This is a genomic window from Micromonospora sp. NPDC003944 (assembly GCF_053605225.1).
On record NZ_JBSGIV010000007.1, the window covers coordinates 38,994 to 54,997 of the forward strand.

Consider the following 16,004-nt stretch of genomic DNA (forward strand, 5'->3'; position numbering starts at 1 on the left):
CAGATCGATGGCCCGCCCGGCCCACCGGGTGGGCCATCGGCGTTTCCCGGCCACCCACCACCGGGATTCCGCCCTGCCGCAGCGCCCGGTACGGTGGGCTTCGGTCGCCGCCCGCCGACCCGGCAGAGGCCGAGCCGACAGAAGCTGCTCGACACCAGCCGGCCACGGTGAGTGACGGCCAGTGCTCCTTGGACGTGTCGTGCCACCACCCGATACCGTGCGGGGAGCCGGCACAGCGGTACGCCGGTGACGCCGGCAGCCACGCCGAGGAGACCGATCGGCACCGGCGAGCCGACATGTGATGGAGGAGGCGCACCCATGACGTCCGAGGGCCCGCACCGCCCCGGCCAAGAGCCGGACGAGGTGTCACCGGGCGCCGGCGGACCGGCGCCGTACGGCGACCGCCCGGCGCAGCCGGACAACGGCCAGAACGCCGCCGGCCCCGACCTGGGCTGGGCACCCCCGCCCCCGACGCGGTCCAACCCGTCGGCACCCGCCTGGGCGACCCAGCCCGAGCAGCCGCCGGCCCCCGCCTGGGGTGCCGCCGCCGCTCCGCAGCCGAACGACCCGGCGCAGCCCGCCTGGGCCGCTGGTGGTGGCACGAGCGAGCCGCCACAGCAGCAGCCCGGCACGTGGCCCGGCAACGACGGCGCACCGGCTCCGGCACAGCCCGAACCCTGGGCCGCGCAGCAGCAGGGCTGGACGCCCGCCGAGCAGAGCACACCCGCGCCGACCTGGACCCCGAACGCCCCCGCCGAGCAACCGGACTGGGTGCAGGTCCAGCCGGCCGCGCGGGGCGCCGCGCAGGTCCCCCCGGCCACCGCCGCCTGGCCCGCCCAGGAAGACCCGGCCAACGCCAACGCCGGCGGCTGGGGTGGCGCGGCGCAGGCCAACCCGCCCGCCGCCGACTGGCGTGGGGCCGAGCCCGCGCAGGCCGACTCACCGCAGGCGGCCGGCTGGTCCGGCGCCCAGCAGGACCAGGCGGCCGGCAACGGCGGTTGGGCTGCTAGCGACACCGCCCGGGACGACCAGCCGGTGTGGACTCCGGCGGAGCAGTCGCCGCCGGCCTGGGGCCAGCCCGCCGAAGCAGCCGAGCAGCAGGCCCCCGGCTGGGGTCAGGCCGCCCAGCCGAACGCGGCCCGGGGCGCTGCCCAGGTCCCGGCCCCGACGACGAACTGGCCCGCGCAGGACGACCCGGCCAACTCCGGCGGGTGGGCCGCGCAGCAGCAGCAGCCGGCGCAGCCCGCAGCCTGGAACGACGGCGGCGAGTCGCGGCAGGACCAGCCGGCGCAGCCGGCCGCCTGGGGCGGTGCCGAGGGCCGTCCGCAGCAGCCTGACTGGGTGCTCTCCCAGCCGGAGCAGCCGACCGAGCGACCGGAGCAGCCAGGGTGGGCTGCTGCTGAGCCGAGCAACCTCCCCGCCCGGGCCAGCGCCAGCGTGCCCACAAGTGACGGCGCGTCCAACTGGGCCGCCAGCCCGGAGAACGCCGCGCAGGGCGCCTCCGGTGGCGTGGCGGAGGTCGAGCCGTGGGCACCCGGTGAGGTGTGGGGGCGCGCGGAGGCCGAGGCTTCCGCCCAGTCCCGGGGCGGCTGGGAGGCCGACCGGGGCGACGAGGCACCGGCCTACCAGCCCGGGCCCGCGCCGGGCATCTCCCCGGCGAACGCGGTGCCACTGCCTCCGCAGGAGCAGCGCGTCCCGGGCGCCAGCCTGGCCGCCGCACCGCCGGCCGACTACACGCCGCAGGCCCAGTTCGCTCCGATCCCCGACCAGCCCGCCTACCCCGAGCGGGAGACCCCGGACGCCGCCGCACCGTACGGCGCCCGTGCCGAGGACGTCCCGGCGAGCGGCGCGGTGGTGCCCGCCCCGCGTACCTCTCCGGAGTCCGGAGCGGGTCGTGCGGTCGTGCCGGTGGCGGACGCCGAGTCGGCAGCCGGCGCGGCGGCGCGGGCCACGGCGAGCGCTTCGGTGCCGCTGGCCAGCCGGGTGATGCCCCCGACCGACCAGGCCATCCGACCGACCGGCACGGCGACCCCGCAACCCCGGGTGTACGGCCGCCCGGCTCAACCGGAGCCGGAGGCCGACCCGGAGCCGCAGGCGTTCCAGGGCGACCCGGGCGCCGACCGCCAGGGTGCTCCGGAGTGGCAGAACGACGCGCAGCGACAGGCCATGCCCGACTGGCAGAACGAGGCGCAGCGACAGGCCGCGCCCGACTGGCAGAACGAGGCGCAGCGGCAGGTCGGGCCGCCCGGTTGGGGCGGCGAGTCGCCGGCCGACCGGCGCTTCGACGACCGGCAGCCCGCACCGAACGCGTTCAACGAGGCTCCGTCGGCGCCGCCGGCGTTCCCACCCGGTGTGCCGTCCTTCGTCGACGCCCCCGGCCACAACCGGCCGGTGAACGGCGTTCGGCCGCACGCCGGTGCCGAGTCACCGGCGGACCAGTTCGGTGGCCCCGGGTCGCCTGCCGCCGGTGCCGCCACCGTGAACGGGACGTCGACCTTCGGCGCCCCGACCTTCGGCGGCCCCGGCTCCGGCGGGCCGAACTTCGGTGGCCCGTCGGCGGACCCGGTGCCGGGCGGTGGCTTCCCGCCGTCGTTCCCACCACCGCCGCAGGCCGCGCCGTCCTGGGGGCAGGATGCCGGCCAGGCGGACCAGGGCCGGTTCGACGCGTTCAAGCCGGACGCCGACGCGCCGAAGGTGGAGCCACCGACGCCGAAGGTACGCAACGGCCGGGTGCTGGCCGCGGTGCTGATCGCCGCGGTGCTCATCCTGGCGGTGCCGCTCGGCCTGCTGCTGCTGCTCGGCAAGGTCGGCAACGACGACACGCCGGCCTTCGACCCGGCGGTCGGCACCTGCGTGAAGCAGTCCGGGCAGGCCGGCGCTTCGGCGGCGGACTGCGGCGAGGCGGGCGCGTTCACGATCGTCTCGAAGGTGGACGCCAAGGAGAAGTGCGCCGACACGACGCAGCCCCACGTGGTGCTGCCGGGTGGGGGCACCAACCGGGTGCTCTGCCTGAAGCCGGCCACGAAGTAGCCGCACCGACGGCGGGGTCACGGGCAACCGTGGCCCCGCCGTCGTCGTACCCGCCCTTGCGACGTGCCCTTGTCGTCCGGGTCACGGCAGCCAGGCTCACCGGGCGTGGCAGGCTGGCAGGCATGGGAACGACAGCGCGTGTACGTGCACCCGAGCTGCGGGGCCGGCAATGGCTCAACACCGGCGGGCAGAACCTGACCTTGCAGGACCTTCGCGGCAAGATCGTAATCGCGGATTTTTGGACGTTCTGCTGTATCAACTGCCTGCACGTGCTCGATGAGCTGCGCCCACTTGAGGAGAAGTACGGCGACGTGCTCGTCGTGATCGGCGTGCACTCGCCGAAGTTCGAGCACGAGAAGGACGCCGACGCGCTGGCCGCCGCCGTGGAGCGGTACGGGGTGCACCACCCCGTACTCGACGATCCTGAGCTGGACATGTGGCAGCAGTACGCGGCCCGGGCCTGGCCGACCCTGTCGGTGATCGACCCCGAGGGTTACGTGGTGGCCACCATGGCGGGCGAGGGGCACGCCGAGGGGCTGGCCCGGCTGATCGACGAACTGGTCGCCACCCACGAGGCCAAGGGCACCCTGCACCGGGGTGACGGCCCGTACGTCCCTCCGCCGGCACCGGAGACGGCGCTGCGCTTCCCGGGCAAGGCGGCACTGCTGCCGAACGGCAACCTGCTGGTCTCGGACTCGGCCCGGCACTCCCTGGTCGAGGTCGACCCGGACGGCGAGACGCCGGTACGTCGGATCGGCTCGGGTGAGCGGGGTCGGGCGGACGGGCCGGCCGCCTCGGCGACGTTCTCCGAGCCGCAGGGGGTGTGCCTGCTGCCCACGCACGTCGCCGAGGTGGCCGGCTACGACCTGGTGGTGGCTGACACGGTCAACCACCTGCTGCGCGGCGTACGGCTGGAGTCCGGCGAGGTGGTCACCGTGGCCGGCAGTGGGCGGCAGTGGCGCGCCGCGGTCGACGACCACGCCCACGACGCGCTCGCCGTCGACCTCTCCTCGCCGTGGGACCTGGCCTGGTACGACGACAAGCTGATCATCGCGATGGCCGGCATCCACCAGCTCTGGTGGTTCGACCCGATCAAGCGGACCGCAGGCATGTACGCCGGCACCACGGTGGAGGCGCTGCGCGACGGCCCGCTGGCCGAGGCGTGGATGGCCCAGCCCTCAGGGCTCTCCGCCTCCGCCGACGGCACCCGGCTCTGGGTGGCCGACAGCGAGACCAGCGCCGTCCGGTACGTCGAGAACGGTGTGCTGGGCACCGCCGTCGGGCAGGGTCTGTTCGACTTCGGGCACGTGGACGGCCCTGCCGAGTCGGCGCTGCTCCAGCACCCGCTGGGCGTGTGCGCGCTGCCGGACGGCTCGGTGCTGATCGCGGACACGTACAACGGCGCGGTGCGCCGCTTCGACCCGGCCGACAATCAGGTCTCCACGGTCGCCGACGGCTTGGCCGAGCCGAGCGACCTGGTGCTCACCCCGTCCGGTGAGGTGCTCGTGGTGGAGTCCGCCGCGCACCGGTTGACCCGGCTCGCACCCGGCGCCCTGTCGGCGGCGGGCGCCAGCACGGTGGACGGGCCCCGGCACCGTACCGAGCGCAAGCCGACCGACGTCGCGGCCGGCGAGGTCACCCTGGACATCGTCTTCACGCCGGCGCCGGGGCAGAAGCTGGACGAGACCTACGGGCCGTCGACCCGGCTGGTGGTCTCCGCGTCGCCGCCGGAGCTGCTGGTGGACGGTGCCGGCACCGGCACCGAGCTGTCCCGCCGGTTGGTGCTCAACAGCGAGGTCACTACGGGGGTGCTTCAGGTGACCGCCCAGGCGGCGACCTGCGACGCGGACGTCGAGCACGCGGCGTGCCACCTGACCCGGCAGGACTGGGGCGTACCGGTCCGGGTGGTCGACGGCGCGGTGACCCGGCTGCCGCTGGTGCTTCGCGGCCTGGACGCCTGACAGGTGCGGAGGGGTCTGGAGGCCCCTCCGCTCAGGCGAACGGGGCCAGGGTGATGTCGGCGTCGATCAGGGTGGCGCGGACGAGTTCGGCGGCGGAGACCGCGCCGGGGGTGTCGCCGTGCACGCAGATCGAGTCGACCGAGCAGGGGATGACGGTGCCGTCGATGGCCACCACGCTGCGTTCGGTGGCCATCCGCGCCGCCCGTTCGGCGACCTGCTCGGGGTCGGTGATCACCGCGCCGGGGGTGCCGCGCGGCACCAACGCCCCGTTGGGCAGGTAGGCGCGGTCGGCGAAGGCCTCGGCGACCACCGGCAGGCCCGCGCCGACGGCGAGTTGGGCGAGCGTCGAGCCGGGCAGGCAGAGGATCGGCAGCTCGGGGTCGTACCCGCTGACGGCGGCGACCACCGCCGCTGCCTGCGACTCGTCGGTGCTGGCCGCGTGGTAGAGCGCGCCGTGCGGCTTGAGGTAGCGGACCCGGGTGCGGAACAGCCGGCAGAACGCGTCCAACGCCCCCAACTGGTAGGTCACCTCGTCGCGCAGCTCGGCGAAGTCGTACGCGATGTGCCGCCGGCCGAAGCCGGCCAGGTCCCGGTAGCCGACCTGCGCACCCACCGCGACCCCGCGATGTGCGGCGCTCTCGCAGACCCGCCGCATCGTGGACGGGTCGCCACCGTGGAAGCCGCAGGCGACGTTTGCGGAGGTGACGAGGCTCAGCAACGCCTCGTCGTCGCCGAGCCGCCAGATGCCGAATCCCTCGCCCAGGTCAGCGTTGAGGTCCATGGAATCTGACGGTAGTACCTGGCCGGGCCTGCGCGAGCGGGGTCACGTCGGCCACCACCCCGATGACTGGGTATCCGCCGGTGGTCGGATGGTCCGCGAGAAAGATCAGGGGTTGTCCGTCCGCAGGCACCTGCACCGCGCCGAGCACGATGCCCTCGCTGGGTAGTTCGCCGGCGACCGCGCGGGGCAGCGCCGCGCCGGCGAGCCGCGCGCCGACCCGGTTGCTCAGCGGGCTGATGGTGTACGCGCTGCCGAAGAGCCGATCGAACGCGGTCGGCGTGAACCAGTCCTCACGAGGCCCGGGGCCCAGCGTCAGGTGCACCTCTTCCGGCGGTGCGGGGCACACGGTCAGGTCCACCGCCGGGGGCGCGTCGACCGGCGCGCCGAGCGGCAGCAGGTCCCCGTCGCGCAACGGAGCCGGGCCGAGCCCGGAGAGGGTGTCGGTGGCCCGGCTGCCGAGCACCTGTGACACGTCGATGCCACCCGCCACCGCAAGCCAACTCCGGACGCCCCGTCGGGCGGGACCGATCCGCAGCACCGTCCCGGCCGGCACGCTGAGCGGGCGTCCGGTGTCACCGGGCCGAGCGCCCGCCATGACCGGAACCTCGGCACCGGTGAGCGCCACCGTGGAGGCCCTGGTCAGCCGCAGGGTGCAGCCGGTCAGGGTGATCTCCAGGCCGGCCGCGTCCTCCGGATTGCCGACCAGCCGGTTGGCCAGCCGCAGGGCGTCCGGGTCGAGCGCGCCGGAACGGGGTACGCCCACGTGCGCCCAGCCGGGCCGACCCAGGTCCTGCACGGTGGTGAGCGCACCGGCGCGGAGCACCTCGATGGCGGGCGGGTCGGTCATGCCACCACCATCCGGACCGTGCGGCCCGGACCGAGTCGGGTCGGCGGGTCGGCGGTCACGTCGAACAGGACCAGATCGGTCCGCCCGACCAACTGCCAACCGCCCGGGGACGCGCCCGGATAGATGCCGGCGTACGGGCCGGCCAGCGCGACCGAGCCGGCCGGCACCCGAGGACGGGGCGTGGCAAGCCGGGGCAGCGCCAACTCGACGGGCAACCCGGTCAGGTAGGGGAATCCGGGCGCGAAGCCGCAGAACGCGACCCGGAATCGGGTGCTTGTCAACCGGTGCCGTACCGCCGAAACGTCCACGCCCCAGTGCTCCGCCACCGCCGGCAGGTCCGGCCCGTCGAAGGTCACCGGTACGACCACGGCCGCCGCGCCGTCCTCCTCGCCCTCGGCTTCGGCGGTGGCTTGGGCGGAGCGGATGGCGACGGCGGACGCCCACCGGCTCAGCTGCTCAGCCGTCACAGTCGGGTCGGGCAGACCGTCCAGCAGCACGGTCCGGGCAGCCGGCACGATCTCGACGGCGGTCAGGTCGCCAAGCTCCCGACGCCGCCACAGCTCGGCCCGCCATGCTTCGACGAGCGCGGCCTCGGAGATGTCGGCGGCAGCGGTGCAGTCAAGGAGCAGGGCGTGCGCCCCGACAGGTCGGATCCGCATCCGCTCATCTTCGCCGATGTCGTGCCCGCCCGGTGTTCACGATGACGGTGCCGGGTGTCACCAAGGCCACTACTTACAAGTAACCTACGGTGCCGTAACCTGACTACGTGACCACCTCCGCCCCGCTTCGCCTTAAGCCGGTCGACATCGGCAAGCCCCGGATGCGCGGCTGGCTACACACGTACGCCTTCTTCGTCGCCCTGGTCTGCGGCATCGTGCTCTGCTCGATCGCCGCCACCCGGCCGGGATGGGCACCCCTGGTCAGCTGCCTCATCTACAGCCTGACGGTCTGCGGTCTCTTCGGCACCAGCGCGCTGTACCACCGTCGAGTGTGGTCGGAGCGCGGCTATCAGGTGATGCGCCGGATGGACCACTCAATGATCTTCGTGTTCATCGCCGGCACGTACACACCGCTCTGCGTGATGCTGCTCGCGCCCCGGCCGGCCACCGTGATGCTGGCCCTGGTCTGGGGCGGCGCACTGGCCGGCGTGGCGGTCAAGGTGGTCTGGCCGCACGCGCCGCGCTGGGTGTCCGCGCCGCTCTACCTGGCGCTGGGCTGGGTGGCGGTGGCCATGCTGCCGGAGATCCTGCACGGCGGCGGCGTCGCCGCGCTGGTGCTGCTGATCATCGGTGGTGCGATCTACAGCATCGGCGCCGTCTTCTACGCGCTGCGCCGACCCAATCCGTGGCCGACGATCTTCGGCCACCACGAGTTCTTCCACGCCTGCACCCTGCTGGCGGCGCTCTGCCATCACATCGCGATCTACTTCGCGCTCTTCGCCTGACCCGACGACGGGCACCACCAGCGCGAACACCTCCAGGCCGCCCGCCCAACGAGCTCGCACGCACGCCCGACACCCGATCATGGCGTCAGCCTCCATGATCGTGCTCGATTCTGGATGTAGTGGCCTCGATCGCGCCCCGAAGGCCCTCTTTCCTGGATCGAGCACGATCTTCGGGCGGGTAAGCGCCCAGGCAGCAAGCGCGCACCTCGAGATCCGCGCAGACACGCGAGCCGGGGCCCCGCGACGCTGCGGGACCCCGGAGTGTGTGGGCGAGGGTCAGACCGGTCGGCCCGGCCGACGGACCTCGCGGTACTCCCGCATGACCTGGTCGTCCTGGACCGGCACGACCCGGTCGGCCACCACGCGCTCCTCGCGTACCGGTGCGGCGACCACCGTACGGCGGCGGCTGCTCCAGAAGTAGAGGGTGGCGAGCAGGCCGGCGACACCGGCGAGCATCAGCACCCAGCCGACCACGGCCAGGTTCAGCCAGCCCAAGTCGGCTTCCACTGCGAACGCGAAGATCGCGCCTAACGCGATCAGGAAGATGCTGCCACCAATGCCCATGTCTCGCTCCTCGGCTCTAACCTGGCGTACGTCGCGCCGCGGCCGTCGGTAGGGGTGCGGCACCCATCGACTTACCCCGGCACGGAGATCGCCAATCGGGCAAGCTGGGGGCATGACGGACGCCGACCCTGACGCACGGACACTGGTGTTGCTGCGGCACGCGAAGGCGGAGCAGGGCAGCGATGCGGCGGACGACGCCGAGCGCCCGCTCAGCGCACGCGGAAATGCGGACGCGGCTGCGGCTGGGGCCTGGTTGGCGCACCACGGGCTGCTGCCCGACGTGGTGATCTGCTCGACGGCTCGACGTACCCGGCAGACCTGGCACGGGGTGGCGATGGGGATGACCGGTTCGCCGCCGGAGGGCGGCCCGAGTGGTCCTCGCCCGACCGTCCGTTATGAGCCGGGGGCGTACGACGCGCACCCCGAGGAGCTGTTGTCGCTGGTCCGCACGGTGGACTCGACGGCCCGTACGGCGCTACTCATCGCCCACAACCCCGGCATCTCGCTGCTCTCCGCGCTCCTCGATCCTGAAGGGGCCGACGATGAGGGTTTGCGCACCGCCGAGCTGGCGGTGCATCGCTGTCCGGCCAACTGGGCGGAGGTGAGCAGGGCGGGCGCGCCGCTCACCGCCCGGCACGCCGCACGCGACTGAGCCACCCACCGACGATCGGCGGGTGGCTCAGGACAGGCGACGCCCGGTCAGGACGGCGGCGCGGTTGGTGGCGGCGGGTCCGGCGGTGGCGGCATCATCGCCGTCGGATGGGACAGCCGGTTCTCCTCCACGATGAGGGTTCGGGCGCGCTTGCGCCGGTCCTGCCAGAACCAGAGCGTGGTCAGCAGTACGGCCAGCCCGGCCAGGATGAACACCCAGCCGACCGCGCGTACGTCGATCCACCAGACGTTGGCTCTCAGCGCGAAGGTCAGGATCGCGCCGATCGCGATGAGAAAAATGCCGCTTCCTACACCCATGTGCGCTGCACTCCCCCGTGCGGTGGCTCTGGGCGTTCCCTTTCGAGGTCACGCGACGGTTACCCGCCACGCCACCGGCATACCCGACCGGGCTCGCCCAATGCGTGCCCCCGCCGGGGCGGAACGGCGACGGCCGGCGGGGCAGACCTGCCCCGCCGGCCGCCGGTGCCGGGTGGTGCGACCCAGCACAGGACCTAGAAGGCCTCCTCCGGGAGGTCCATGATGTCGAGGTCGGCACCCTCGATGATCCGCCTGTCGGCACCGATGCGGGGCAGTACCTCACGGGCGAAGAAACGGGCAGCGGCCACCTTGCCGGTGTAGAACGCCTTGTCGCTTGCCGAGACGTCGCCGGCCAGCGCCTTCAACGCCACGTCGGCCTGCCGCTGGAGCAGCCAGCCGACCACCAGGTCGCCGATCGCCAGCAGGAACCGCCGGCTGCTCAGCCCGACCTTGTAGAGCGCGCGGGTGTCGCCGCCCTGTGCCTCGCCCAGCCAGCCGGTCAGCACGCCGAGGATGTTCTGGATCTCGCCGAGTGCCTTGCCGAGCGCCTGCCGCTCCTCCTTGAGCTGGCCGTTGCCCGCCTCGGAGGAGATGAACTCCTGGATCTCGCCGGAGACCGCGAGCAACGCCTTGCCGTTGTCCCGAACGATCTTGCGGAAGATCAGGTCGAGGCTCTGGATGGCGGTGGTGCCCTCGTACAGGGTGTCGATCTTGGCGTCGCGGACGTACTGCTCCAGCGGGTAGTCCTGAAGGAACCCGGAGCCGCCGAAGGTCTGCAGGGCCTCGTGCCCGAGCAACTCGTACGCCCGCTCCGAACCGACGCCCTTGACCAGGGGCAGCAGCAGGTCGTTGACCCGCTTGGCCAGCTTGGTGGCCTTCTCGTCACCGGCAGCCTCGGCCAGCGCGATCTTGTCCTGCCAGGTGGCCGTGTAGAGGACCAGAGCGCGAAGACCCTCGGCGTACGACTTCTGCAGCAGCAGCGAGCGGCGCACGTCCGGGTGGTGGGTGATGGTGACCCGGGGAGCGGTCTTGTCCGCCTGCTGGATCAGGTCGGCGCCCTGCACCCGGTTCTTCGCGTACTCGAGGGCGTTGAGGTAGCCGGTGGAGAGGGTGGCGATGGCCTTCGTGCCGACCATCATCCGGGCGTACTCGATGATCATGAACATCTGCCGGATGCCGTCGTGCCGGTCGCCGAGCAGCCAACCCTTGGCCGGTACGCCGTGCTCGCCGAAGGTCACCTCGCAGGTGTTGGAGACCTTCAGGCCCATCTTGTGCTCGACGTTCGTGGCGTAGACGCCGTTGCGCTCGCCCAGCTCGCCGGTGGTCTCGTCGAAGTGGAACTTCGGCACCACGAAGAGCGAGAGGCCCTTGGTGCCGGGGCCACCGACACCCTCGACGCCGACCGGTCGGGCCAGCACGTAGTGCACGATGTTGTCGCTCAGGTCGTGCTCACCCGAGGTGATGAAGCGCTTCACACCCTCGATGTGCCAGGTGCCGTCGGGCTGCTGGATCGCCCGGGTGCGGCCCGCGCCCACGTCCGAACCGGCATCCGGCTCGGTGAGCACCATCGTGGAGCCCCACTGCTTGTCGATGAAGAGCTTGGCCCACTTCTTCTGCCGCTCGTTGCCCTCGACGTGCAGCACGTGGGCGAAGGACGGGCCGGAGGCGTACATCCAGACCGGCGCGTTCGAGCCGAGCACCAGCTCGGCGAGCGCCCACCAGAGGGCGCGCGGCGCGTTGGTGCCGCCGAGCGCCGGCGGCAGGTCCAGGCGCCAGAACTCGGAGTCCATGAATGCCTGGTAGGACTTCTTGAACGACTCCGGCAGCGGCGCGGTGTGCGTCGCCGGGTCGAAGACCGGCGGGTTCCGGTCACTGTCCGGGTAGCTGGCGGCCAGGTCCTCGCGGGCGAGGCGGTCGACCTCAGCGAGGAAGCTGCGGGCGGTGTCGGGGTCAAGATCCGAGTACGGCTCCTGGCCGAACGCCCGGTCCGCCCCGAAGACCTCGAACAGGTTGAACTCGAGATCCCGGAGGTTGCTCTTGTAGTGGGTCATGCTCGCTGGCCCCGCTTCCGGACAGGTGTTACCGATCAGTAACCCCGACTGTATTACTCGCAAGTAGGCAGCGACAAGCGGATCACCCAAGTGACGGCGATTACACACCTGTGGGCGCGGCCGGCCGGGTTCAGCTCTCGGCGGCCCCGACCTCCCAGCTCGGGACGGCCACGGCCGCGCCGGTACGGGCACCGACGTACTCCATGAGGACGAGCGCGATGTCGTCGTCGAGCCGACCGTGCACCCACTCGACCAGGGCGGTCTCCAGCGATGCCAGCCCGTCGGCGACCGTGCCATGGCCGAGCAGCCGCCAGGCCCGGTCGGCGGTGGGGAAGAACTCGCCGTCCCGCCGCGCCTCACCGAGGCCGTCGGTGAACAACAGCAGCCGGTCCCCGGGTTCCAGGCGTTCGACCCGGGGACGGACCACCGGCATGAACCCGAGCGGAGGTGCCGGGGCCGGCGGTTCCAGCGGGATCACCGCACCCCGGCGCAGCAGCAGCGGTGGCGGATGCCCGCAGTTGACGATCGTGAGGGTGCCGCCGCGCTCCTCGACGAGCGCCGCCGTGACGAAGTCCTCGTCGCCGACGTTGCGGGCCACCGCGCGGTCCAGGTCGGCGACGACGGCACGCAGGTCGGCCCGCTCGTACGCCACGTGCCGGTAGGAGCCGAGGACGATGCTTGCCAGCCGGACCGCGTCCAGGCCCTTGCCCCGTACGTCACCGATGATCATGCGGACGCCGTAGGGGGTGTCGATCGCCTCGTACAGGTCGCCGCCGATCTCGGCCGTCGCGGTGGAGGAGATGTAGCGCCCCGCGACCGAGAGCGTGCCGACCTGCGGCCCGAGCGGGCGCAACACCGCCTGCTGGGCCACCGCCGCGAGTCTGGTCAGCTCGACGATCCGCTCGGCCTGCCGTTGCCGGACCCACGCCACCGCCACCGCGAACCCGGTGGCGAGCGCGACCGCGACAACGTTGACCGAGGTGACCAACGAAACCTTCGGCGCGATCAGCGCGAAGCCGGCGCCGATGAGTGTCGCCGCGACGCCAACGCCCAGGACCACCAGCCAGGACGCCAGGCTGGCGGCGAGGATCGGCGCGGCCGCCAGGAGTGCGACGTAGTGCACCTTCCGGCCGTCAGCCGCCTCCATCGCCGACACGATCGCGAGCAGAACGAGGGCCGCGCCGAGGCCGGCGCGGGATCCGGGGCTCAGCGGGCGGCGGCCCGACTGGAGGAGTCGCGTGGGTACGAGGGACAGTTTGCCTGATCCACGTGAACTGGTGAATGAACCTGACCCGTCGTCCGAGAAGGTTCTGTCCGGCCGGCCCAGTCGGCCGGCCGGATCGGCGTCGCTCGTCCCGCTCAGCCGAGGACCTCGTAGCGGACGGTCAGCGCGCCGACGTCGACCGAGGCGATGCTCGCGAAGGCGGCCCGGGACAGGTCCAGGCAGCGGCCGTCGATGAACGGGCCACGGTCGTTGATCCGCACCGTCACCGACTTGCCGTTGGCCGGGTTGGTCACCCGGACCTTCGTGTTGAACGGCAGCGTCTTGTGCGCGGCGGTCAGCGCGTCCGGGTTGAACGACTCGCCGTTGGCGGTGAGCTGCCCGTCGGAGTAGAACGACGCCCCGCACGAACCGCTCTCCAGCACCTTCGCCGCCGCGGTGGTCTTCTTGACCGTCGGCTTCGGCTTCGGCTTGGGCGACGCGGTGCGCTCCCGACCCCGGGAGGCAGCCTGCTGCGACCGGGTCGCCGACGGGCTGGCGGTCACACTCGGCGAGGCGCTGATGCTCGGCGAGACGGCCGGGGAGCTGGGGGTGAGGCTGCTCGCGGCGGTGGTCGGGGTGAGGTCGAAGGCTGTCTGCCCGGACTGGTCGGGGCCGGAGGCCAGCTGCACGGCACCGACCGTGCCCCCCACGGCGAGGGCGACGCCGACCGCCGCGGTGGCCACGATGCCCGCCGGGGAGGAGAAGATGCGGGTACGGGAGTGCTTGCCTGCCACCGGCCCGGTCCTTTCGTCGTCTGTCTGAACAAACCGGATCGGACCGTAACGAGAGAAGCACTTCCGAAGTCAACGTGATCATGGTGGTATGCCCGCATTTGCACAGGTACGTGTAGCCGATCATCCGACCCTGGGTGGGCCGGGTGGCCCGGGTGCCGTCGCGGCCCGCGTCCGTGCTGCACGATTGGCGGATGCCCGCTGACCTGACCGAACGCCTGGCCACCCTGTTCCGGTGGATCGACCCGGGTCCGGGCACCAGTCACCTGGTCAGCGACATCTCCGGTTGGTGGCGGGACCCGGCGGTGCTGGCCGAGCTGGGACCGGCCCTGGTGGCGCCGTACCGGGCCGCCCGGCCCACGGTGGTGCTCGCCCCGGCGGTCACCGGGCTGCTGATCGGGCCCCTGGCCGCCACCGCCCTCGGGGTCGGCTTCGTGGCCGCACACAAGCCCGGTGACGGGCGCCTGCCGGCCGGGCCGCTCACCTGGGCGCAGAGCCCACCGGACTACCGGGGCCGACGGGTCGACCTCGCGGTCCGGGACCGGCACCTCGGCCCCGACGACCGGGTGCTGGTGGTGGACGACTGGGTGCGTACCGGCGCGCAGCTACGCGCCCTCTACGACATCTGCGCGGCACGCGGCGCCGAGGTGCTGGGCACCGCCGTGGTGGCCGTGGACTGCCCGCCCGACGTCGCGGCCGAGCTACGGATCACCGGCCTGGTCGATGCCGCGGATCTGCCCGCTTGACCTCAAGCGAGGTTCACCATTGACGATCGACGGATGAGTGACGGAGTTCTCGACGAGGCGTACGAGCGACTGCACCGCACCGGCCCGGAGTTCGAAGGCTGGTTGTCCAACCACGGGCCGATGGCCGTGGAGGCGTTGGTCCGGCACGGGCACCCGCACCGGGTGCACCGCTGGCTCGACGACTACCTCGGCCGACTCGACGAACTGCCCCGGGGGCTGCACCCGATCGACGACTGGCGGGAGGCGCTCGGCGACCCGAAGCGGGCCGGTGACTGGCTGGCGTACTTCGACCGGCAGCTTCGCGACCACCCGTGGCGCGAGGTGCTCGGCACCTGGTGGCCCCGGCTGCTGCCGGGCATCGCCGCCGGCGCCACGCACGGGGTGATCCGGGTCGGGCACGCCGTACGCGTGCTCGACGCGGACGACGAGAACCCCCGCCGGCTCGCCGAGTTGGGTCAGGCCCTCGGCTACTGGGCGGCCCGCTGGCTGCCCGTTCCCGGCGCGGACCAGCTCTTCGCCGAGAACCCGGGTCGGCCGGACACCGACCGGGTCGACGTGGAAACCGCGCTGGCCGCAGTGCCCCGGATCGCGGACCAGACCGGCGGTGTCCGGGACCGGCTGGGCCGGCTGCCGGCCGTACCCCGGTGGGAGCCGGCGCTCGCGGCGCTGCGCCCGGCGGGGAGCCCGGCCGAGGCGCAGCGGGGGCTCGCCACGCTTATCCACCGGGCCGGCCTGGACTACCTGCGCTTCGGGCACAGCGACCCGGTCATGCTCGTGCACGCGGTCACCGCGCCGACCGCCGTGCTGCGTACCCTGCCGGCTCTGGACCGGGGGCTGTGGGCGCCGAGCCTCGCCGCGGCCTGGGCCGCGACGGCGGCCATGACCTCGGTGTACGCCCCAGCCAACGGCATCGCGCCACCGACCGTGGCCCCCGCGACGCCGGCGGAGGTCTTCGCCCGCGCGGCCCGGCACGGTGACGAGCACGTGGTCAAGCTTGCGGACGCGGTCCTCGACGCGCACGCGGCAAGTGGCGACGACCGGCTCCTCGCCGCACCCGGCTACGCCGGTCAGCTGATCTGAACGGGGAGACGCGTATTGCGGCGGCGGTCCGGGCCGGGCTGTCCTAGCCTCGGCAGGATGTGGCCCCGGATCGGTGAACTGCGCGCCCTCGCCCTCGGCACCCCCGGCGAGTTGCGGGAGACCCTCAACACCCTGGTGCTGGCCGGCGTGAAGACCGCGACGGCCGGCCGCCTCGCCGAGTACGCGGAAGAGGGCGAGGAGTTGGAACACGTCGGCGAACGCCTCGCCCTTGTCGACGACGACAACGCACTGGCCGGCGTCGTGGAGGTCACCGGCGTCGAGGTGGTCCGTTTCGCCGACGTGCCCTGGGACTTCGCCCGGGCCGAGGGCGAGGGCGACCGCTCGATCGAGGAGTGGCGGGCCGGGCACTCGGCCTACTGGGCGCGGCTCGGCACGCCGGTCGACGCCGACACCCCGATCGTCTGCCTCCGCCTCCGGCTGGTCTCCGGCGGCGAGGGCGGGGTGGCCAGCGGCGACCTCGGCACCTGACCCGGCGGCTCCCCGCCAGGTCGGTGCGGCGGCCTCTCCACCGGGCC

15 protein-coding genes are annotated in these 16,004 nt (G+C 73.1%); 7 read left to right on the forward strand and 8 right to left on the reverse strand.

The features are described from left to right. Positions 1-318: 318 nt before the first annotated feature. Together ACWER9_RS05105 and ACWER9_RS05110 are read left to right on the forward strand one after the other, a co-directional pair. The gene (locus ACWER9_RS05105) at positions 319-3,030 is read left to right on the forward strand and encodes an LppU/SCO3897 family protein (RefSeq protein WP_452300567.1); all 2,712 of its coding nucleotides are present in this window, start codon (positions 319-321) and stop codon (positions 3,028-3,030) included. A 122-nt stretch (positions 3,031-3,152) separates the two neighbouring features. Continuing rightward, complete coding sequence (locus tag ACWER9_RS05110; protein WP_452300568.1) at positions 3,153-4,991, forward strand: NHL domain-containing thioredoxin family protein; 1,839 nt, start codon at positions 3,153-3,155, stop codon at positions 4,989-4,991. 31 nt (positions 4,992-5,022) lie between these two features. Here ACWER9_RS05110 and ACWER9_RS05115 read toward each other — a convergent pair whose 3' ends face one another. The 3 genes from ACWER9_RS05115 to ACWER9_RS05125 are packed head-to-tail and all read right to left on the reverse strand — an operon-like array spanning position 5,023 to position 7,278. Next, positions 5,023-5,772, reverse strand: a complete 750-nt coding sequence (locus ACWER9_RS05115) for a LamB/YcsF family protein (protein ID WP_452300569.1) — start codon at positions 5,770-5,772, stop codon at positions 5,023-5,025. Then, positions 5,756-6,619 (reverse strand): 5-oxoprolinase subunit C family protein, encoded by an 864-nt coding sequence (locus ACWER9_RS05120; RefSeq protein WP_452300570.1) that lies wholly within the window; start codon positions 6,617-6,619, stop codon positions 5,756-5,758. Before ACWER9_RS05120 ends, ACWER9_RS05115 begins: the two co-directional genes overlap by 17 nt. Then, positions 6,616-7,278 carry a 5-oxoprolinase subunit B family protein gene (locus ACWER9_RS05125; protein ID WP_452300571.1) on the reverse strand — a complete coding sequence of 221 codons (663 nt, stop codon included), beginning with the start codon at positions 7,276-7,278 and terminating at the stop codon, positions 6,616-6,618. Before ACWER9_RS05125 ends, ACWER9_RS05120 begins: the two co-directional genes overlap by 4 nt. A 107-nt stretch (positions 7,279-7,385) precedes the next feature. On the opposite strand from ACWER9_RS05125, the gene trhA reads away from it, so the two are divergent. Further along, positions 7,386-8,063, forward strand: coding sequence for a PAQR family membrane homeostasis protein TrhA (gene trhA / locus ACWER9_RS05130; protein ID WP_452300572.1), 678 nt, complete (start codon positions 7,386-7,388; stop codon positions 8,061-8,063). A gap of 276 nt (positions 8,064-8,339) precedes the next feature. Here the strand turns inward: trhA and ACWER9_RS05135 are convergent, their stop codons facing one another. After that, positions 8,340-8,627 carry a DUF6458 family protein gene (locus tag ACWER9_RS05135; protein WP_030487562.1) on the reverse strand — a complete coding sequence of 96 codons (288 nt, stop codon included), beginning with the start codon at positions 8,625-8,627 and terminating at the stop codon, positions 8,340-8,342. 112 nt (positions 8,628-8,739) lie between these two features. On the opposite strand from ACWER9_RS05135, the gene ACWER9_RS05140 reads away from it, so the two are divergent. Continuing rightward, complete coding sequence (locus ACWER9_RS05140; RefSeq protein WP_452300573.1) at positions 8,740-9,279, forward strand: SixA phosphatase family protein; 540 nt, start codon at positions 8,740-8,742, stop codon at positions 9,277-9,279. A 47-nt stretch (positions 9,280-9,326) separates the two neighbouring features. Here the strand turns inward: ACWER9_RS05140 and ACWER9_RS05145 are convergent, their stop codons facing one another. From ACWER9_RS05145 to ACWER9_RS05160, 4 genes are all read right to left on the reverse strand, one after another. After that, a complete protein-coding gene (locus tag ACWER9_RS05145) occupies positions 9,327-9,596 on the reverse strand; it encodes a DUF6458 family protein (RefSeq protein WP_030332052.1) in 270 nt (89 codons plus the stop codon). 194 nt (positions 9,597-9,790) lie between these two features. After that, positions 9,791-11,647 (reverse strand): acyl-CoA dehydrogenase, encoded by a 1,857-nt coding sequence (locus ACWER9_RS05150; protein WP_452300574.1) that lies wholly within the window; start codon positions 11,645-11,647, stop codon positions 9,791-9,793. Between the two features lie 130 nt (positions 11,648-11,777). Continuing rightward, a complete protein-coding gene (locus tag ACWER9_RS05155; RefSeq protein WP_452300648.1) occupies positions 11,778-12,902 on the reverse strand; it encodes a PP2C family protein-serine/threonine phosphatase in 1,125 nt (374 codons plus the stop codon). 104 nt (positions 12,903-13,006) lie between these two features. Beyond that, positions 13,007-13,645 (reverse strand): septal ring lytic transglycosylase RlpA family protein, encoded by a 639-nt coding sequence (locus ACWER9_RS05160; protein WP_452300575.1) that lies wholly within the window; start codon positions 13,643-13,645, stop codon positions 13,007-13,009. A gap of 191 nt (positions 13,646-13,836) precedes the next feature. Between ACWER9_RS05160 and ACWER9_RS05165 the strand changes: the two genes are divergently transcribed. Genes ACWER9_RS05165 through ACWER9_RS05175 form a run of 3 tightly spaced genes read left to right on the forward strand, consistent with a single transcriptional unit; the run spans position 13,837 to position 15,957 of the window. Further along, complete coding sequence (locus ACWER9_RS05165) at positions 13,837-14,388, forward strand: phosphoribosyltransferase family protein (protein ID WP_452300576.1); 552 nt, start codon at positions 13,837-13,839, stop codon at positions 14,386-14,388. Positions 14,389-14,421: 33 nt separating this feature from the next. After that, positions 14,422-15,468, forward strand: coding sequence for a questin oxidase family protein (locus ACWER9_RS05170; RefSeq protein ID WP_452300577.1), 1,047 nt, complete (start codon positions 14,422-14,424; stop codon positions 15,466-15,468). A 57-nt stretch (positions 15,469-15,525) separates the two neighbouring features. After that, positions 15,526-15,957 carry an ASCH domain-containing protein gene (locus ACWER9_RS05175; protein WP_452300578.1) on the forward strand — a complete coding sequence of 144 codons (432 nt, stop codon included), beginning with the start codon at positions 15,526-15,528 and terminating at the stop codon, positions 15,955-15,957. Positions 15,958-16,004 lie beyond the last annotated feature (47 nt).